This window comes from Agathobaculum sp. Marseille-P7918, assembly GCF_964248325.1.
Taxonomy (GTDB): domain Bacteria; phylum Bacillota; class Clostridia; order Oscillospirales; family Butyricicoccaceae; genus Agathobaculum.
Map to the genome: position 1 here is coordinate 139,593 of NZ_CAXTXI010000008.1, position 17,600 is coordinate 157,192.

20 protein-coding genes and 1 other annotated feature are annotated in these 17,600 nt (G+C 56.8%); of the genes, 3 read left to right on the top strand and 17 right to left on the bottom strand.

What is annotated here, in order from left to right:
- Positions 1–4 precede the first annotated feature (4 nt).
- The 5 genes from ACESSO_RS11775 to spoVAC all read right to left on the bottom strand — a co-directional run bounded on the left by ACESSO_RS11775 (position 5) and on the right by spoVAC (position 2,880).
- On the bottom strand, positions 5–328 hold the full coding sequence (locus ACESSO_RS11775) for a YdcP family protein (protein ID WP_373165560.1): 324 nt from the start codon (positions 326–328) through the stop codon (positions 5–7).
- A gap of 38 nt (positions 329–366) precedes the next feature.
- Positions 367–1,431, bottom strand: a complete 1,065-nt coding sequence (locus ACESSO_RS11780) for a DNA cytosine methyltransferase (RefSeq protein ID WP_373165561.1) — start codon at positions 1,429–1,431, stop codon at positions 367–369.
- The gene (locus ACESSO_RS11785; protein ID WP_373165562.1) at positions 1,418–1,573 is read right to left on the bottom strand and encodes a hypothetical protein; all 156 of its coding nucleotides are present in this window, start codon (positions 1,571–1,573) and stop codon (positions 1,418–1,420) included. The genes ACESSO_RS11780 and ACESSO_RS11785 overlap by 14 nt, the downstream gene beginning before the upstream one ends.
- 105 nt (positions 1,574–1,678) lie before the next feature.
- Entirely contained in the window at positions 1,679–2,431 is a 753-nt protein-coding gene (locus ACESSO_RS11790; RefSeq protein ID WP_373165563.1) for a hypothetical protein, read from the bottom strand.
- Positions 2,428–2,880: a stage V sporulation protein AC gene (gene spoVAC / locus ACESSO_RS11795; protein ID WP_302667017.1), complete on the bottom strand. Its 453-nt coding sequence runs from the start codon at positions 2,878–2,880 to the stop codon at positions 2,428–2,430. Before spoVAC ends, ACESSO_RS11790 begins: the two co-directional genes overlap by 4 nt.
- 146 nt (positions 2,881–3,026) lie before the next feature.
- On the opposite strand from spoVAC, the gene ACESSO_RS11800 reads away from it, so the two are divergent.
- Positions 3,027–3,611, top strand: coding sequence for an ECF transporter S component (locus ACESSO_RS11800; protein WP_373165565.1), 585 nt, complete (start codon positions 3,027–3,029; stop codon positions 3,609–3,611).
- A 52-nt stretch (positions 3,612–3,663) separates the two neighbouring features.
- On the opposite strand, the gene ACESSO_RS11805 is transcribed toward ACESSO_RS11800, so the two are convergent.
- The 6 genes from ACESSO_RS11805 to rplJ all read right to left on the bottom strand — a co-directional run bounded on the left by ACESSO_RS11805 (position 3,664) and on the right by rplJ (position 9,546).
- Positions 3,664–4,500 carry a prephenate dehydrogenase gene (locus tag ACESSO_RS11805; RefSeq protein WP_373165567.1) on the bottom strand — a complete coding sequence of 279 codons (837 nt, stop codon included), beginning with the start codon at positions 4,498–4,500 and terminating at the stop codon, positions 3,664–3,666.
- Positions 4,501–4,507: 7 nt separating this feature from the next.
- Positions 4,508–5,164, bottom strand: a complete 657-nt coding sequence (locus ACESSO_RS11810) for a VanZ family protein (protein ID WP_373165569.1) — start codon at positions 5,162–5,164, stop codon at positions 4,508–4,510.
- Positions 5,165–5,182: 18 nt separating this feature from the next.
- Positions 5,183–7,105, bottom strand: a complete 1,923-nt coding sequence (locus ACESSO_RS11815) for an NAD(+) synthase (RefSeq protein WP_373165571.1) — start codon at positions 7,103–7,105, stop codon at positions 5,183–5,185.
- 169 nt (positions 7,106–7,274) lie between these two features.
- Positions 7,275–8,405, bottom strand: coding sequence for an SLC13 family permease (locus ACESSO_RS11820; protein WP_373165573.1), 1,131 nt, complete (start codon positions 8,403–8,405; stop codon positions 7,275–7,277).
- A 138-nt stretch (positions 8,406–8,543) separates the two neighbouring features.
- The gene (gene rplL, locus ACESSO_RS11825) at positions 8,544–8,915 is read right to left on the bottom strand and encodes a 50S ribosomal protein L7/L12 (protein ID WP_297283565.1); all 372 of its coding nucleotides are present in this window, start codon (positions 8,913–8,915) and stop codon (positions 8,544–8,546) included.
- Positions 8,916–8,958: 43 nt separating this feature from the next.
- Positions 8,959–9,546, bottom strand: coding sequence for a 50S ribosomal protein L10 (rplJ, locus tag ACESSO_RS11830; RefSeq protein ID WP_373165574.1), 588 nt, complete (start codon positions 9,544–9,546; stop codon positions 8,959–8,961).
- Between the two features lie 10 nt (positions 9,547–9,556).
- Positions 9,557–9,720 (bottom strand) — a sequence feature (ribosomal protein L10 leader region).
- 173 nt (positions 9,721–9,893) lie between these two features.
- Here rplJ and ACESSO_RS11835 point away from each other — a divergent pair.
- On the top strand, positions 9,894–11,549 hold the full coding sequence (locus ACESSO_RS11835) for an S-layer homology domain-containing protein (RefSeq protein WP_373165575.1): 1,656 nt from the start codon (positions 9,894–9,896) through the stop codon (positions 11,547–11,549).
- A gap of 81 nt (positions 11,550–11,630) precedes the next feature.
- Here ACESSO_RS11835 and rplA read toward each other — a convergent pair whose 3' ends face one another.
- From rplA to rpmG, 5 genes are all read right to left on the bottom strand, one after another.
- The gene (gene rplA, locus ACESSO_RS11840) at positions 11,631–12,326 is read right to left on the bottom strand and encodes a 50S ribosomal protein L1 (protein WP_373165577.1); all 696 of its coding nucleotides are present in this window, start codon (positions 12,324–12,326) and stop codon (positions 11,631–11,633) included.
- Positions 12,327–12,435: 109 nt separating this feature from the next.
- The gene (gene rplK / locus ACESSO_RS11845) at positions 12,436–12,861 is read right to left on the bottom strand and encodes a 50S ribosomal protein L11 (protein ID WP_373165578.1); all 426 of its coding nucleotides are present in this window, start codon (positions 12,859–12,861) and stop codon (positions 12,436–12,438) included.
- Positions 12,862–12,976: 115 nt separating this feature from the next.
- Positions 12,977–13,513 (bottom strand): transcription termination/antitermination protein NusG, encoded by a 537-nt coding sequence (gene nusG, locus ACESSO_RS11850; RefSeq protein WP_373165580.1) that lies wholly within the window; start codon positions 13,511–13,513, stop codon positions 12,977–12,979.
- A 12-nt stretch (positions 13,514–13,525) separates the two neighbouring features.
- Positions 13,526–13,756 (bottom strand): preprotein translocase subunit SecE, encoded by a 231-nt coding sequence (secE, locus tag ACESSO_RS11855; protein ID WP_302666095.1) that lies wholly within the window; start codon positions 13,754–13,756, stop codon positions 13,526–13,528.
- An 18-nt stretch (positions 13,757–13,774) separates the two neighbouring features.
- On the bottom strand, positions 13,775–13,924 hold the full coding sequence (gene rpmG / locus ACESSO_RS11860; RefSeq protein WP_125116025.1) for a 50S ribosomal protein L33: 150 nt from the start codon (positions 13,922–13,924) through the stop codon (positions 13,775–13,777).
- A gap of 260 nt (positions 13,925–14,184) precedes the next feature.
- Here rpmG and ruvX point away from each other — a divergent pair, with 260 nt between their 5' ends.
- Positions 14,185–14,604 carry a Holliday junction resolvase RuvX gene (ruvX, locus tag ACESSO_RS11865; protein ID WP_373165581.1) on the top strand — a complete coding sequence of 140 codons (420 nt, stop codon included), beginning with the start codon at positions 14,185–14,187 and terminating at the stop codon, positions 14,602–14,604.
- Between the two features lie 49 nt (positions 14,605–14,653).
- On the opposite strand, the gene secA is transcribed toward ruvX, so the two are convergent.
- Complete coding sequence (gene secA, locus ACESSO_RS11870) at positions 14,654–17,410, bottom strand: preprotein translocase subunit SecA (RefSeq protein ID WP_373165582.1); 2,757 nt, start codon at positions 17,408–17,410, stop codon at positions 14,654–14,656.
- Between the last annotated feature and the right edge of the window lie 190 nt (positions 17,411–17,600).

Consider the following 17,600-nt stretch of genomic DNA (forward strand, 5'->3'; position numbering starts at 1 on the left):
TTTCTTACGCTTTCACAATGTCGTCTGCATGGAGGATATAGTCCGTAAAGCCGCGGCCGTTCACCGCATAGCCCTCCACGGTGATTTTGGGATTTACCAGCTTGACCGGCTCCATATAATCAAACCGTTTTTCGCCCGCCTTGCCGGATACGACGACCTCAATATCATCCGCGCGCTGCACGTCCGAAAACAGCTTGTACCGCCGGTTCTTCACCACAATGCGGCCATTTTCTCGCTGGGTATCCCCGCGCCGTGCATCCACCTTGCCGCCAAATTCCAGATTGCCGAACGTCTTTTCCATGTTCGGGATTACATATCTCAGTTCCATAAAAATCCTCACTTTCCTGTGTCCAAATTGATAATTGTTTATTGCATAACTTCCGCTATGCCCGCCATGATATACTCCGCGCAGGGCAGCGCGATCGCGTTGCCGAGCGCAAAGCGGCGGGCATGGCCGCTGATAGGTTCATTCTTGCAGCCGTGTGCTGTCCAGCCCTCCGGCAGCCCCATGAGCCGTTCACATTCCAAGGGCGTAAGGTCACGGATAAAACCGTCCTGCTCTTTTCCCTCATGCCAGAATGCGAAGGGCTGGCCTACACTGGCAAGCAGAGTTGGGGAGGGTTCGCCGCTTCTGCCGAAGCACGCGCGGAAGCCTTTTTGATCGCCCTGCTTTGCCATTGACCGCATCCGCCGGAGCTGGAAGGGGCGCACGACGGGTACCTGCCGCCCTGCTTGAGCAGCAGGTATTCGATCTCTGTCGGCGGCGGGCAGCCTGCTTTCACCGCAAGGCGCAGGATACGGGAACACACTGCGGGGCTTAAATAATACTTCTGCGGCACGCTCGCCTGCAAAATCCGCCACGACGAACACCCGCCGCCTACGCTGCGAAAGGGTGGGTTCTCCCCAATACTGGGCGTCCAAGAGCCGCCAAGCGGTGTCAGCCCGTCCCCCTCGCACCATTCCGGCGTGCGCCCAGATACCACTATCAGGCATTGGAATTTCGGTATCTGTGAATGCGTGGAGCACGGCTGCAAAATCCAACCGGTCATTTGAAGAAAGACTTCCCATGACGTTCTCCCAGACAGCGAAAGCTGGATGCCGGTTATCTGTTGCATTCCTCATTTCCTCGATGATTCGCATGGCCTGATAAAACAGGCCGGATTTACTGCCTGCCAGACCGGTACGGTTGCCGATCGCAGACAGATTTTGACACGGTGAGCCGAACGTAATCACATCCACGGGCGGTATTTTGCCGCCGTCTATCTGCGTGATATCGCCCAGATGCAGCATATCCGGGAAATGCCGCCGGGTGACAGATACCGGCGCTCTGGCGATCTCGCTGGCCCACACGGGGACGATGCCACAGCGGGACGCGGCAAGAAGGAACACACCGATACCATCAAACAGGCTGCCGAGTTTAAGTGCGGGCACGACCAGACCTCTTGTGACCCCGCGCCCGCACACCGTCCATGCCGTTCCACTTTGGGGATTTCCCCCGGATGCGGGATAGGCAGTCACAGTGCTCGCCCGGGTCTAAATTCGCCCCGCAGTAGGGGCAGGTGTGATAGTACATAAGCTGTCCTCCTTTGGTTATTGGTTGATGACCCATGTAGATAGAGGAGGTGGTCTGGCACAATATACTCTTTTACTTCTACAAGTCGTCACACAAGTTATCTCATTACACATAATTATCCCGTCCTAAAAGACAAAAACGACTTTCCCATTGTAATGAGAAAGTCGTTCCATTTTGCAAAACGTAGCTTATAATGCACCATTTATAATATGGGTCTAAATTTACTTCTTCGGGCGCCATCGCTGCGCCCATGTTGTTTGCGTCCTTCACGCCCAGCTCAATCATCTTGCCGAACAGCACGTGCGTCACCCGGATGCGTCCCGTGCCCTGTGCGCTCAGTACGGCGGCGCCTGCGGCGGTTGCCGTCCACTGGGCGGTTGGCGTACGCTGACCGCCGTAGGCAAGCGGGAAGCGGTACTGCCGCTCAGCCGAGCAGAAATGCGAAGAGGCAGCCGCGAGCAAACGGCGTGCTGCACCGCCTTCGACCAGACAACCGCCCAAAGCCAGCCCCTGCGCCATGGTCGAACACGCGCCGTACTGTCCGAGATAGGGCGTGTCCGAATCGACCGAAGCGAGAAACGAGCCGGTGCATTGGTTGAGCAGGTCGCCCGCAAGGATGACGTCCAGATCGCCCTTTTGCAGCCCGGCTTTGTGCAGAGCCAGATTGATTGCGGTTTTTTGCAGTGCGCTTTCCGCCAGCTCCCACGACTTCTGTTTCATGCGGTCGTCCTCTGTGACAAAGTCGAAATACGCGCCGAGCGGACCTTCGCCCTCCTTTTTGCCGACCGCGGCCGCATGCGCGATAAGATAAGGGCGGCCCGTCAGGTGCAGCGTGCGCTGCCCGATGCGTTCAATCATGCGCCGCCGCCCCCTCCCAGCAGCACAAGCACCAATCCGTAAATCACGCTGGCCGAAATGCCGTAGGCGAGCACCGGTCCGGCGATGACGAACAGCTTTGCACCTACGCCAAGCACCAGACCCTCGCTTTTAAATTCCATCGCGGGCGAAACGATCGAGTTGGCAAAGCCGGTAATCGGCACAATGGTACCCGCGCCCGCGTGCTTGGCCAGCTTTTCATACAGATGCAGACAGGTGAGCAGCGCGCCGAGAAATACCATGGTGATGGAGGTTGCAGCGGCCGCGTCCGTGGTGTCCAGTCCGCGCCACTGCCAGAAGTTGCTCACCGCTTCGCCTACCGTGCAGATCGCGCCGCCGAATAAAAATGCCTTCAAACAGTCGAGTGGCAGCGGCGACGGCGGACTTTTCTGTTCCAGCAGACGCTGATAGCTCTGCTTATCCAGCTTCATAATCATGCTCCTTCCGGTTTTTGTGCTATTTTGTGCAGAAAGATGGAAGGTATGCATCTGGCATTAGAAAATAAACGAAAATTGGACATTTAAAAGATGCCATAGAAAGGGTAAGATGTTATCACTACGAAAGAGGGGAAAACAATATGGAAAATCAAAAACACAAAATTAGCTTATATCACATGGTAGCGATCGGCCTGATGGCAGCGGTGGTCTTTGTGGTGACCATGTATTTGTCCATCCGCATTCCGACGCCGACCGGAACCACCATGATCAAACTTGCCAACGCGTTTATCCTGCTGTGCGGCTTGCTGATCGGGCCGGTGTGCGGCGGGCTGGCCGCAGGCTTTGGCTCGATGCTGTTCGACCTGATGACGCCGGAGTATGCACCGGAAGCGTGGATCACCTTCCTGCGCTTTTTCCTGATGGCATGGCTTTGCGGATGGATCGCGCATGCAGGGCAGGCAGCGGCAAACAAGTTTTCACGCAATCTGATTGCCTGCATCGTCGCGGCGGTGGTTTCCTCCGTGTTTTACATGCTCAAAGGCATTGCGGAGCTGATGATCGGGGGCAGCGCGTTTGTTCCGGCGTTTATCGCCAATATCCCGAAGCTACTTACCTCCCCTCCGAATATTGTGATCGCGGTGGTAGTGGCCATGGCGCTGCTGCCTGCACTGCAAAAAGCGCTGCGCTCCACTTCGTTTGCGCAGCATATCGGGCATTCCGCATAAGAAAAAACAAACCGCTCCACGGCGCTTTTACGCGCTGCGGGGCGGTTTTCTATTATCCCAGTTTTTCCTTGCGCTCGCGGCCGTCGCGCAAAAGTGCGGTGAGCTGCTCGCGGTCGCCCACGCGGATGGCGCGGCGGTATTCGTCCAGATGCCGGATGATTTCGTCAATTTCCTGTGCCAGTGGCTCGGCATTGCACAGGAACAGCTCACTCCACATGGTCTCGTTGAGTTTTGCCACGCGCGTCAAATCCTTGTAGCTGCCTGCGGAGTAGCCGTTGTGCTTGTCCGCCTCCGGGCTTTTGATGTAGGCCGAGGACACGACATGCGCAAGCTGCGAGGTAAACGCTATCATTTTGTCGTGCTGCGCGGCAGTGCAGCGCACAGTCTGTCCGAAGCCAAGCGACATGAAATATGCTTCGAGCTGCTCAAGCACGCGCTCGGTGCTGCTTTCTGTCGGCACGAAAATCATACTTGCACCGTCAAACAGCGTCGGCAGCGCAAAATCCAGACCGGAAAATTCGCGGCCTGCCATCGGGTGTCCGCCGACAAAATGTACGCCGGCGTCCAGCGCAGCCTTATCGAGATGATCGACCATAAACTGTTTGACGCCGACCATATCAACCACAACGCAGCCCTTCTTGAGCTTGGGCATGTTTTCCAGCAGCCAGTCAACAGTCGCCTGTGGATACAGGCCGATGATGACTAGATCGGCTTCCTTATAGAGCGCTTCGGTGGCGATAGCGTCAATCGAGCCGTCTGCGAGCGCTTGCTCGGCGGTGCGGTGGGTGCGGTTCCAGCCGAGGACGCGGCTGAGTGTGCGCGCTTTGATGGCCTTGGCCATCGAGCCGCCCATCAGGCCAAGCCCTGCGATGAGTACGGTGTCAAACATATAGGGGTCACTCCTTATTTCTGGGGTTTACGCGGCAGATATGCCGCCAAATCGGGGTAATGCGGCAAATGATGAACACAATCAGCGCACCGGCGAGGTTGAGTATCAGGTCATCCACGTCGCACGAGCCTGCACCGGTGTAGACCTGCGTAACCTCGACCGCCGTGATGCCGAGGGTCAGCGTTGCCGCGAAGAAAAAGATGCTGCGCTGCCAGCGGAACAGCGCGGGCAGAAACACGCCCATGGGCGCGAATGCAACCAGATTGCCCAGCAGGTTGAGAATCACCAGCCGCAGCGAGATATTGCCGTAACCGTAGGCAATCAGGTAGTTTTTAATCGTGCGCAGCGGTTCCAGATTGACCTTTTCCAACGTCGCGTGCATCGACAGACCGCGGCCGAAAGCGTTGTCAAAAAACAATACGTTCGCTAGCACCCACAGATAATACCAGAACAGCAGCAGCATGTAGTCGTGCCGCCGTTTGCTGCGGGCGCCCTTGGGCACGCCGTAAAACAGTGCAATGCCGAGCAGCACGACAAACGCTGCGGCAAATGCAAATTTCTGCTCCGGCCCGACGATATATTCCGGCGCCAGCTCGTAATAGAGGTTAAAGCAAAGCAGGGCGGCGGTCGCAACGACCGTCAGCCTGCGAATCAGGGTTTTCAAAACAGGTTATTCCCTTTCTTACAGGTTTTCCGCTTCGCGCAGCCAAAGTGCGGCGCACGCGTCCGACGGCATACGCCAGTCGCCGCGGGGCGACAGCGTGATGGTGCCGACCTTGGGGCCGTCCGGCAGGCAGGAGCGCTTAAACTGCTGCGAGAAGAAACGGCGCAGGAAGGTGGTCAGCCATTTCCGGATGGTCGCGTCGTCATACGCCCCCGCAAAGGTCTTGCGTGCGATGCGGTAGATTTTGCGCGGCGAATAGCCGAAGCGCAGCATATAATAAAGGAAAAAGTCGTGCAATTCGTATGGGCCAACCAAATCCTCGGTTTTCTGGCTGATTTCGCCGTCCTTGGGCGGCAATAGCTCGGGGGAGACCGGCGTGTCCAGCACGTCGCACAATACGTCCGAAAGCTCGCCCAGCGTGCGATCGGCCTCGTAGGCCACCAGATAACGCACCAGCGTCTTGGGGATGGAGGCGTTGACGCCGTACATGCTCATATGGTCGCCGTTATAGGTCGCCCAGCCGAGCGCCAGCTCGGACAGGTCACCTGTGCCGACCACCATGCCGCCGTGTTTGTTGGCGAGGTTCATCAGCACCAGCGTGCGCATGCGTGCCTGTCCGTTTTCAAACGTCACCGAGAGGTCGTCCTTGCTCTGGTCGATGTCGGCAAAGTGCTGGTCGACCGCGGCCTTGATGTCCACGGTCTGGAGCGTTACGCCGTAAGCATCCGCCAGCTTTTCTGCATTGCCGCGCGTGCGCGCGGTCGTGCCGAAGCAGGGCATGGTCACCGCGAGGATGCCCTTGCGGTCGAGTCCCAACATGTCAAAGGCGTGCACGGCGACGATGAGCGCAAGCGTGGAATCCAGTCCGCCCGACAGGCCGATCACTGCGGTTTTCGCGTGCGTATGGCGCAGACGGGTGGCAAGACCGGTGGCCTGCAGAGTCAGAATCTCCTCGCAGCGCTCGTCGCGCAGCGCCTTGTTCGCAGGCACGAACGGGGTGCGCGGGAAACTGCGGTCGGTGAGATCGCAGTCTGCGACAGGCAGACGGAAGGAAAATTCACCCGTCGGCACACTCTGGAAGGTATTCATGCGCTGCCGCTCATGCGCCAGACGCTGCAAATCAATGTCGGCATAGGTGATGCCGTGGGTGAACATGCGGCTTTCGGCCAGCAGCGCGCCGTTTTCCGCAATCAGGTTGTGTCCTGCGAACACTAAGTCCTGCGTGGATTCGCCAAAGCCCGCGTCTGCGTACAGATAGGCGCACAGCAGACGACCGGACTGCTGCCGCACGAGGTCGCGGCGATAGGCGGCCTTGCCGATGATTTCATCCGAAGCGGACAGGTTGGCGATGATATATGCGCCGCCCTGCGCCAGCATGGTCGAGGGCGGATTGGGCACCCAAAGGTCCTCACAAATCTCTACGCCGAAGGTAAACAGCGGCGCGTCCTCACAGGTGAACACCTGCCCGGTCACGACTGGCACGCAGACGGCCTCGCCGCTGCCGTTCCGCACGGTTACGCCCTCCATGCCGTCCAGCAATTCTCCGGAAACGAAGTGACGCTGCTCATAGAATTCGGAATAGTTCGGCAGGTGCTGCTTGGGTACGAAGGCCAGTATCTCACCCCCGCACAGAACAGCAGCGCAGTTGTACAGCTTGCCGCGCACGCGCAGCGGCAGTCCGACCAGCACGACAGCCTCTAACTTAGCTGTCTCGCGGCAGACCGTTTCGAGCGCATCCAGCGCACCGTCCAGCAAAACCTCCTGCAAAAACAGGTCGCCGCAGGTGTAGCCGGTCAGGCAAAGCTCGGGGAACACGATTAGGCGTGCGCCCTTGGCGGCGGCCTGCTTTGCCTGCTCTATGATTTCGGAAGCGTTATAGGCGCAGTCCGCCACGTGCAAATCGGGCGTTGCGGCAGCGATTTTGACAAATCCATCCTGCATTCCAGTATTCCTCCAGATAATTCAGATATGGTTAGTATACCCTCTTTTGCCCCGATACGCAAGGGATTTTGCCTTGTGGCGGCTGTAGGCGACACGGAAAGACAAAAAAGCGCCGTCCGCCTGCCGGAAAGGCAGGGAGGACGGCGATATGCCATTTGGAGAGATGCATTCAGCCGACACAGCCGAACAGGAACGCCGCGCCCGACAGGAGCACCAGTCCTGCGATATTCGCCAGCGTAAACACCAGCAGATAGCGCGGCAGCGAGGCGTTTTCCGCGCGTAAGTACAGCTTAAGCGAGATGAGACTCGCCAGCGATGCGATCGGCGTACCCAGTCCGCCGACATCCACGCCCGCCAGCAGCGCGCGCCAATTGTCGGTAAAGCCTGAGAGCAGCACCGCCGCAGGCACATTGCTGATGACCTGACTGGCCAGCACGCTGGTCCAGTAGGTGCTGCGTCCGAGCAGCAGCTCGAGCGCGCTGCGCACCGCGTCAATGCGGCCAATGTTGCCTGCGAAAATGAAAAAGCAGACAAAGGTGAATAGCAGCGCATAGTCCACGCGCGCGAACAGACCGCGCGCAAACAACAGCAGACACAGGGCAACCGCTGCGGTCGTGATGCCGTAATGCAGCACATGTACGACCGACAGCAGACACAGCACGAACAGCAGGCACAGCAGGGCAAACAGGCGCGGCTGCGCAATGTGCTCCTGCTGCGGGAACGTGATTTCGATGGTCTCACCCCGTGTCCACAGCGCGGCGGCGGACAGCGCGACCAGACTGACCAGCGTCAGCGGCAGCACCACGCGCAGGAATGCGCCGAAGCTCAGCCCGTAATACGAGCAGAGGAATAGGTTTTGCGGGTTGCCAACCGGGGTCGCCATACTGCCGAGGTTGGCGGCCAGCGTTTGCAGCACGACCACACGAATCAGCGCCTCCATGCGGCCGATATGGCCGAGCACCAGCACAGTGAACGGCACAAAGGTGATGAGCGCCACATCGTTGGTGATCAGCATGGAGCAGAAAAACGGCAGCAGCACCAGCGCAAGATATAGCAATCGCAGTTGTTTGCGGCCGGTCAGCAGGCGCTGTGCCAGCACGGTGAACAGGCCGCACTGCTGCAGGCCCGCGACTACCGCCATCAGGCAGAACAGCAGGCAAAGTACGCGCAGGTCAATATAGCCGGCATAGGCGGCGTCAGGCGGCACGGCCAGCATGGACAGCAAAGCGCACACGAGTGAAATGACCAGTACGGCTTCACGTCGGGCAAAGCCGCCCAGTTTCGTCAGAAAGGGATGCATGACAGGGCCTCATTTCCGGAATCATCCATATCCAATAACGCAGAAGAACAAAACAAACGGCAGGTATTGCTTTTAGCAATACCTGCCGGGTTTCAGACAGCTTGCAGCCCTGAAAGGGCCGGCCGAGCAATCGGAAAATTACTTCAGCTCAACCTTAGCGCCAGCAGCCTCGAGCTTCTCCTTGATCTCGTTTGCTTCAGCTTCCGGAGCAGCTTCCTTGATGGTCTGCGGAGCGGAGTCAACCTTCTCCTTGGCTTCCTTCAGGCCCAGGCCGGTGATCTCACGAACAACCTTGATAACGTTGATCTTGGAGGAACCAGCGTCAACCAGAACAACGTCGAAATCGGTCTTAGCGTCGGCAGCAGCAGCGTCACCAGCGCCAGCAGCAGCACCTGCAACGGCAACCGGGGTAGCGGATACGCCAAATTCTTCTTCCAGAGCCTTTACCAGCTCGGAGAGCTCCATAACCTTGAGCTCTTTTACAGCTTCCATAATCTCAGCAACAGTCATGGGATTAAACCTCCATTATAAGTTATTTTTAAAATTTGTTTGATTACTCCGCAGCGGGAGCCTCTTCAGCGGGAGCTTCCTCCGCAGCCGGAACCTTAGCGGCAACCAGATCGGCTACCTTCATTTCCTCGTTGCCCTCAGCCTTCTTAACGATAGCATCGCAGGCAATAGCAAGCTGCATAATGGGGAAGTTGAAGCTGTACAGTACCTGAGCGATAAGGACTTCCTTGCTCGGCATGTTGGCCAGCTTCTTGACCTCGGCCTCATCGATTACCTTGCCTTCCAGGTAACCGGCCTTGATCGTGAAGTTCTCGTGGGTCTTGGCGAAGTCACCCAGAATCTTAGCGGGTGCGATCACGTCGTCCGTGGTCGAAATCGCCAGCGCGGAAGTGCCGTTCAGGTGCTCTTCCAGAGCGTCAAAGCCCAGTTCCTTCGCCGCAAAGCGGATCAGGGTGTTCTTGATGACCATATACTCAACGCCTGCTTCACGCAGCTGACGGCGGAGCTTGGTATCATCCTCAACGTTGATGCCCTTGTAATCGACCAGCACGCCGGCCGGAGAATTCTTGATCTTCTCTACCAGAGACGCAACCAGAGCCTTCTTCTCTTCCAGAACCTTTGCATTCGGCATCTTTTTCACCTCCTAAAAAATAAAAGTACCCTCCCGGTGCAAAGACACAGGGAGGGTACACAGAAAACCCATAAAAGTGGTAATTATCCATTCCGTGTTGACCTCGGCGGGCGGCGGAAACGCCTTTAAAGCCTTACGGCTGCCTGCTGTCTTTGACCAAGCTCATATATTATATCGAACAAACAGGAAAATGTCAAGAAAATTTATAAAATAAAATTTACATAAAAAGTTTTTTGTGATGATTTAGGGGAAGTGTTTAAAAGACGTAAATAAACAGGCTTTATGATTGTGCATGATACAAAATTGTGTTAAACTAAGATTGAAAATTTTATACAAGGGGGAATACCATGCGAACCTTATATAAACGAGTGCTAAGCCTTGTGTGCGCCGGACTGATGCTGCTGCCGGTGGCGGCCGGCGCGGCGGGCGGCACGCAGCGGCAAAGTATGGCGATCGGCGGCACAATGGTCTATCTGGAAATGGGCGCAGGGCGCACAGGTGAAGTCACACTGGCCAATAACCGCCTGTTCCAGACGCAGTCGGCTTCCGGCCATGTCAGCGCCAAGGCATCCGAGGGCGGAAAAACCGTGGTTGCTTCCATCAACGGCGGCTATTTTGACGCTTACAGCGGCGGCGCGACGGTTTACGCAACGGTCATTCAGGGCGGCGAAGTGGTCAATGGCGGCGGCGAAAAACCAACGCTGGTCTTTACTTCTTCCGGCAAGCCGTTGATTGACCGTGTCAAGATTGAAACGAAAATCGCCTTCCGCGGTGAGGACAGCGCAACCGTCACGGCATACTCGGTTAACGACTACAACGCGAACAACGCATGGGCAAGCTATCTGCTGACTCCGGTATACGGCCGGGCGGTGAACGTCGCGTCCGGCGCGCGCGTCATCACCATTCAGGACAGTGTTGTAACAAACATTCAGGTTGGCGGCACGGTACCCGCGCTGAACTGGGGCACAACCGTGCTGGTTATCAACCAGAGTGCATGGAACAACATGGTGACTTACACGCTCGAGCCAAAGATCGGCAACGACGCAGTGCGCAAAACGGTATATACGCCGCAGCATGACAGCGCTTCCGAGTGGACGGATATCGTCAACGGTGTGGGCGCAGGCCCGCTGCTGCTCAAGGACGGCGTCAACGTCTGTGATCAGAACAGCGATTTTACCGATCCCAAGCAGTCTCCGGATTACGTTTCCTCCCGTTCGTTCGCGGCAATTATGAGCAACGGGCAGCTGGTGCTGGGCAGTGCGTCGAGTGCGTCCATGCGCAGTATCGCCAATTATCTCAAGGGTCTCGGCGCGGTTGACGCGATGGCGCTGGACGGCGGTGCATCAACCTTCCTGAGCATCGGCGGTTCGACCGTGCAGAGTGCGGGCCGCAACCTGACCAATGTGCTGCACATTGTGGATTATTCGTCGGGGACGCTGCCCAAGGGCATCCAGCCGCGCGATTTTGATACGCCTTCCGGTTGGGCGGCGCAGACGGTTGTCGATGCAGCGAACGCAGGTATTGTACCGGATACCCTGCAAAGCGGTTATCAGAAGAACATCACCCGCAAGGAATTCTGCCAGATTATCGACGCTCTGCTGCATAAAAAGATGACGGATTACGATAATGCGCTCTATCTGACCGGTATTTCGTACGATGATGCCCGTGCAGCACTGACCGACACATGGGATGCAAGCGTCCTCGCCTGCTATCGCTTCGGCATCATCAATGGCGTAGGCAACAACAAATTCAGCCCGAACGAGAGCCTGACCCGCGAACAGGCGGCCAAGATCCTGATGGGCGCGGCTAACAAGATCAATCTGCCCGGCAGTGAGGCAAATAATTCGTGGGCAGATGCTTCTCAGATCTCGTCGTGGGCGCATGAGGGCATCAACTTTGTCGTCGGCGCAGGCATCATGAACGGCACCGGTGAAAACAGGTTCGATCCGCAGGGTCTGTTCACCCGCGAGCAGGCGATTGCAACAGCATACCGCATGCTGTAACAATCGGATAAATGCAATAAAAAAGCACGCTGTTTCCAGCGTGCTTTTTTATTGTTTATGAAATCTGCATCAGACAGATGCTTACGCCATCAGCTTGGCAGCATTGACCTTGACGCCGGGGCCCATGGTGGAAGCCACAACACAGGAACGGACGTACTGGCCCTTGGCAGCAGCCGGCTTCGCCTTGATGATAGCACCCATCAGTGCATCGAAGTTGTCCTGCAGCTTCTCTGCGCCGAAGGAAGCCTTGCCGATCGGGCAGTGGATGATGTTGGTCTTGTCCAGACGATACTCGATCTTACCAGCCTTGGACTCCTGAACTGCCTTAGCAACGTCCATGGAAACGGTGCCGGCCTTCGGGTTCGGCATCAGGCCCTTAGGACCGAGCACGCGGCCCAGACGGCCAACCAGACCCATCATGTCCGGGGTAGCGATAACAACGTCGAACTCAAAGAAGTTCTCCTTCTGGATGCGCTCCATCAGGTCCTCAGCGCCAACGATGTCTGCGCCGGCAGCCAGAGCCTCGTCAGCCTTTGCGCCCTTAGCGAAAACAGCAACGCGAACATTCTTACCGGTACCGTGCGGCAGTACGATTGCGCCGCGAACCTGCTGGTCTGCGTGACGGGAGTCAACGCCCAGCTTGACGTGCAGCTCGATGGTCTCGTCGAACTTGGCCTTGGCAGTGGAAATAACAGTGGCAAGCGCTTCTGCCGGATCGTACAGCTTGGAACGATCAATGGTCTTTGCGCTGTCTACATACTTTTTACCTTTATGCACAATAAATCCTCCTTAAGTGGTAATGCGGGAATAGGCTAAACCTAACCCTCCCACTTTGACCGGCGCCTGCAAAAAGCGCGGTCAAAATCCATTCAGCTTAACTTAAAACTTATTCCTCGACGGTGATACCCATCGAACGGGCGGTGCCTGCGATCATGCTCATCGCAGCTTCCAGAGAAGCAGCGTTCAGGTCGGGCATCTTGGTTTCCGCAATCTTCTGGCAGTCAGCCTTGGACAGCTTGGCAACCTTGGTCTTGTTCGGAACGGCCGAACCGGACTCGATGCCGCAGGCCTTCTTAATCAGGACCGGCGCCGGGGGAGTCTTGGTGATGAAGCTGAACGAACGGTCGGCATAGACCGTGATAACAACCGGGATAATCATACCGGCATCGTTCTTGGTGCGCTCGTTGAATTCCTTGGTGAACGACATGATGTTCACACCGTGCTGGCCGAGAGCCGGACCTACCGGGGGAGCCGGGGTTGCCTTGCCTGCGGGAATCTGGAGCTTAATATAACCTACTACTTTCTGTGCCATGTTGAAAGGTTCCTCCTTCAATAAATGTGGTAATTGGCGAGTCCCTTCTGCGGGAGCTCTCCCACTTGCCGCGCGCTTTCAGCGCGCATTTCCGGCGATATGCCGAAAGAATGTTTTACTCGTCGAGCGTCTCGACCTGGTCGAGTTCCAACTCAACAGGGGTTTCGCGGCCGAACATGGAAACCGTGACGTTAACCTTGTTCTTATCCGCTTCCACCGACGATACTACGCCGATAAAGCCGGCCAATGCGCCGTCGATGACGCGCACGCTGTCGCCGGGTGCGTAGTTTACCTCGATCTCACGCTTCTCCACGCCCATCGCGGCGATTTCATCGTCCGTCAGCGGGATGGGTTTGGAGCCGCCGGACTTGTCCTGTCCGACAAAACCGGTGCAGCCGCGGGTATTGCGAACCAGATACCAGGTTTCGTCAGTCATAACCATTTTGACAAGCACGTAGCCAGGAAAGAGCTTGCGCTCCACCTCGCGGCTTTTGCCGTCCTTGACCTCCGTGACCGTTTCGGTCGGGATGTTGACGGCGGGGATCAGGTCATGCAGCTTGCGGTTTTCGACCGCTTTTTCGATCGAAGAGGCCACTTTGTTTTCGTAGCCGGAGTATGTGTGCACCACATACCATTTTGCAGCGTCTGACATAAATGCCTCCTTTTAGGCGGCGAAAGCGTTGAGCAGCGTCTGGACGCCGAGACCGAACACGATATCGAGGACCCAGATGAAAATACCGATCAGGATGACGCAGGCAATCACAACCAGCGTGTTGTTCACCGTCTGCTGGCGAGTGGGCCATACAATCTTACGGCACTCGCTCTTCAGCTCGCGGAACCACTTGCCGATACGCGCAAAGAGACCGGGCTTTTTCGCCTTGGTTTCTTCAGCCATGAAGCTACTTCCTTTCTCTTACTTCGTTTCGCGGTGCAGCGTGTGCTTCCGGCAGAAACGGCAGTACTTGTTCATTTCCATACGGTCCGGGTTGTTCTTCTTGTTCTTCATTGTGTCATAGTTTCTTTGCTTGCACTCGGTGCAGGCCAGCGTAATTTTCACGCGCATAAATAACGGCACCTCCTTTTAATATTCGTCCCTTCCCGTGCCCCTTTGGCCGGGCGCGGGACAATTTGCCTCCCTTTGCCAGTGTTCCGGGCCCTTTTTCCGAGACACGCGAAAAATGGGCGCAAAAAAAGAACCTGCATAGGTTCTTAAAGTATAGCATGGAGAAAACCGGCGGTCAAGGGTTTTTGAGAAAAAAGTGCTGGTTTTTTTGCATTTTTGTGATATACTTAGCTTATTACACAACATATAGGAGTATTCGCATGCGTATTTTGGGTATTGATTACGGGGATGCGCGCACCGGTCTTTCGATTTCGGATGCGTCGGGCTTTCTGGCCGGTTCGCCCAGCGTCATCCACGAATGGAATTACGACAAGCTCTTGGACAAGCTGACGGACTTCATCGCGGAAAACAAAATCGAGGAGATTGTGCTTGGCTGGCCGAAAAATATGGACGGCACGGCGGGAGAGCGTGCGCACAAGTGCGAAGCGCTGGCCGAAACGCTCAGAGAGCGCACCGGGCTGCCCGTAACGCTGTGGGACGAGCGTCGCACGACGGTTGCGGCGCACGACATCCTGCACCAGACGGGCAAAAAGGCGAAAAAGCACCGCCAGACGGTTGACGCGGTCGCGGCGAGCCTGATTTTGCAGGGCTATCTGGATTTCAAACGCCGGCAAAGCTGAACAACAAAGGGAAAAGAGGGAAACCCCGTGTGGGTTTCCCTCTTGCTTTTTATTTATACGGGTTGTCTGCCTTGAGGTAGCAGCACTTTTTGTACTTCTTGCCGCTGCCGCACGGGCACGGGTCGTTCGGGCCGACCTTCTTACCCACGCGCTTGGGCTCGGCCTTGACCGAACCGTCGCTCGCGCCGGCCGCGCTCGTTTCCTTGGCGACCTGCTCACGCTTGGGTTCCTCACGGGTGCGCACCTGCGCCAGGAAGATCATGCGTACGGTGTCCTCGCGGATGGCGTCGATCATCGCGTCGAACATATCGAAGCCCTCGCGCTTGTACTCAACAACCGGGTCATGCTGACCGTAAGCGCGTAAGCCAATGCCGTTGCGCAGCTCGGTCATCGCGTCGATGTGGTCCATCCACTTGGTATCGACGTTCTTGAGCAGCACCACGCGCTCGAGTTCACGCATGATCGGTGCGCCGATGGCCTGCTCCTTGGCCTCGTAGACCTTGTGCGCCTGATCGGTCAGCACATTGGTCAGCTGAGCGGCGGTCAGATCGTCGCATTCTTCGGGCGTGAAGGTGCAGTCCTCGGGCCGCAGGAACATGCCGATAAACGGACGGCGTGCCTGCTCGACCATTTCCGGGGTGATGAGGTGGTTCTCGCCGACTGCGGCGTGTACTGCACGCGCAATGGTATCATCAACCATATGCAGGATATTGTCTTTGATATCCTTGCCCTCCAGCACCTGCAGGCGCTGACCGTAGATGGTCTGGCGCTGGGTGTTGAGCACGTCGTCGTATTCCAGCACGTGCTTACGGGTGGCAAAGTTGCGGGATTCAATCTTTTTCTGTGCGTTTTCGATTGCACCGGACAGGATTTTCTGGTCGATCGGCTCGTTTTCATCAATGCCGAGCGAATCCATCATATTCTGAATACGCTCCGAACCGAACAGACGCATCAGGTCGTCCTCCAGCGAGATATAGAAGCTGGATTCACCCGGGTCACCCTGACGGCCGGCACGGCCGCGCAGCTGGTTGTCGATACGGCGGGATTCGTGCCGCTCGGTGCCCAGAATATACAGGCCGCCTGCCGCACGCACCTTTTCGGCATCCGCGTCGGTCTCCTTCTTATACTTCTGATAGAGTTCCTGGAACTTCTCGCGGATGGCGAGCACCTCGGGATCGTCGGTTTCCGCGTGGCCGTTGGCCTCATACAGCAGCTCCGGCGTATAGTCGCCCTTTTTCAGCTCGTCAAGCGCCATGGTTTCCGCATTGCCGCCGAGCATGATATCCGTACCACGGCCGGCCATGTTGGTCGCAATCGTAACCGCGCCCGACTTGCCCGCCTGCGCGACGATATCCGCCTCGCGCTCGTGATACTTTGCGTTCAGGACGGTGTGCTTGATGCCCTTGGCCTTGAGCAGCTTGGACAGCTCCTCGGATTTTTCAATCGACACCGTGCCGACCAGAATCGGCTGGCCCTTGGCGTGGCAGGCCTCGATGCGTGCAATCGTCGCATGAATCTTACCGCGCTCGTTCTTGTAAACCGCGTCCGGGTTGTCCTTACGGGCGATCGGCTTGTTGGTCGGGATTTCGATGACGTCCAGCTTATAGGTGTGGCGGAATTCCTCCTCCTCGGTCAGCGCGGTACCGGTCATGCCGGACAGCTTGCCGTACAGACGGAAGTAATTCTGGAAGGTAATCGTGGCAAGCGTCTTGCTTTCATGCGCAACCTTGACGCCTTCCTTTGCCTCGATAGCCTGATGCAGGCCCTCATTGTAGCGGCGGCCGAACATCAGACGGCCGGTGAATTCGTCAACGATGATGACCTGACCGTCGCGCACCACGTAGTCCACGTCGCGCTGCATGACGCCGCGCGCTTTGATGGCCTGATTGATGTGATGCTGGAGCGTGGTATTGGCCGGGTCGGACAGGTTTTCCACACGGAAATACTGCTCCGCGCGTGCGGTGCCCTTGGGGGTAAGCGTTGCGGTGCGCGCCTTTTCGTCGACAATGTAGTCCGCGTCGATGTCGTCCTGCTCTTCCTTGGCGTCTACTTCCTTGACGCGCAGGCACTTGAGGCCCGCGGCAAAGCGGTCGGCCATTTCGTACAGCTGGGAGGACTTTTCGCCCTGACCGGAAATAATCAGCGGGGTACGCGCCTCGTCAATCAGGATGGAGTCGACCTCGTCGACGATGGCAAATGCATGTCCGCGCTGCACCATGGCCTTTTTGTAAATCGCCATGTTGTCACGCAGATAGTCGAAGCCGAATTCGTTGTTCGTGCCGTAGGTGATGTCTGCTTCGTACATCGCCTTGCGCTGGCCAGGATCGACCTCATGGATGACCAAACCGACGGTCAGCCCAAGAAAACGGTAAACCTTGCCCATCCATTCGCTGTCGCGCTTGGCGAGGTAGTCGTTGACCGTGACGATGTGCACGCCCTTGCCGGTCAGTGCGTTAAGATAGGCGGGCAGGGTCGCAACCAGCGTTTTGCCTTCGCCGGTTTTCATCTCTGCAATACGGCCCTGATGCAGCACGATGCCTCCGATGACCTGCACGCGGTAGTGCCGCATGCCAAGCACGCGCCACGCGGCTTCGCGGCAGGTGGCAAATGCCTCGGGCAGCAGGTCGTCAAGCGATTCGCCGTTCTGGTAGCGGGCCTTAAATTCATCGGTTTTGGCACGCAGCTCGGCGTCGGTCAGCTTTTTATACTGTTCTTCGAGCGCATCGACCTTGTCCGCAATGGGATAGATCTTTTTCAGCTCGTGCGAGGAATGAGTGCCGAAAATTTTGGTGAAAAGGTTAGCCATTCTTGATTCAGCCTTTCAAAAGGGACAAAAGTCCCGTTCATTCATACAGAAAATATTATAGCACACAATGGGCGGGAAACAAACAAATTTTTTGTAAACGAATATCATGGCGCTGTAGGAGTACAATACATCTTGGACAGTTGAATAAAAAAGGGATGAAGGATAGGGCCACATCGGTTAAAGTTGAGTT

Coding starts and splice junctions, on each gene's coding strand:
- ACESSO_RS11775 (WP_373165560.1), bottom strand. CDS start 328: ATGGAACTGAGATATGTAATCCCGAACATGGAAAAGACGTTCGGCAAT.
- ACESSO_RS11785 (WP_373165562.1), bottom strand. CDS start 1,573: ATGTACTATCACACCTGCCCCTACTGCGGGGCGAATTTAGACCCGGGC.
- ACESSO_RS11790 (WP_373165563.1), bottom strand. CDS start 2,431: ATGATTGAACGCATCGGGCAGCGCACGCTGCACCTGACGGGCCGCCCT.
- spoVAC (WP_302667017.1), bottom strand. CDS start 2,880: ATGAAGCTGGATAAGCAGAGCTATCAGCGTCTGCTGGAACAGAAAAGT.
- ACESSO_RS11800 (WP_373165565.1), top strand. CDS start 3,027: ATGGAAAATCAAAAACACAAAATTAGCTTATATCACATGGTAGCGATC.
- ACESSO_RS11805 (WP_373165567.1), bottom strand. CDS start 4,500: ATGTTTGACACCGTACTCATCGCAGGGCTTGGCCTGATGGGCGGCTCG.
- ACESSO_RS11815 (WP_373165571.1), bottom strand. CDS start 7,105: ATGCAGGATGGATTTGTCAAAATCGCTGCCGCAACGCCCGATTTGCAC.
- ACESSO_RS11820 (WP_373165573.1), bottom strand. CDS start 8,405: ATGCATCCCTTTCTGACGAAACTGGGCGGCTTTGCCCGACGTGAAGCC.
- rplL (WP_297283565.1), bottom strand. CDS start 8,915: ATGACTGTTGCTGAGATTATGGAAGCTGTAAAAGAGCTCAAGGTTATG.
- rplJ (WP_373165574.1), bottom strand. CDS start 9,546: ATGCCGAATGCAAAGGTTCTGGAAGAGAAGAAGGCTCTGGTTGCGTCT.
- ACESSO_RS11835 (WP_373165575.1), top strand. CDS start 9,894: ATGCGAACCTTATATAAACGAGTGCTAAGCCTTGTGTGCGCCGGACTG.
- rplK (WP_373165578.1), bottom strand. CDS start 12,861: ATGGCACAGAAAGTAGTAGGTTATATTAAGCTCCAGATTCCCGCAGGC.
- nusG (WP_373165580.1), bottom strand. CDS start 13,513: ATGTCAGACGCTGCAAAATGGTATGTGGTGCACACATACTCCGGCTAC.
- secE (WP_302666095.1), bottom strand. CDS start 13,756: ATGGCTGAAGAAACCAAGGCGAAAAAGCCCGGTCTCTTTGCGCGTATC.
- rpmG (WP_125116025.1), bottom strand. CDS start 13,924: ATGCGCGTGAAAATTACGCTGGCCTGCACCGAGTGCAAGCAAAGAAAC.
- ruvX (WP_373165581.1), top strand. CDS start 14,185: ATGCGTATTTTGGGTATTGATTACGGGGATGCGCGCACCGGTCTTTCG.
- secA (WP_373165582.1), bottom strand. CDS start 17,410: ATGGCTAACCTTTTCACCAAAATTTTCGGCACTCATTCCTCGCACGAG.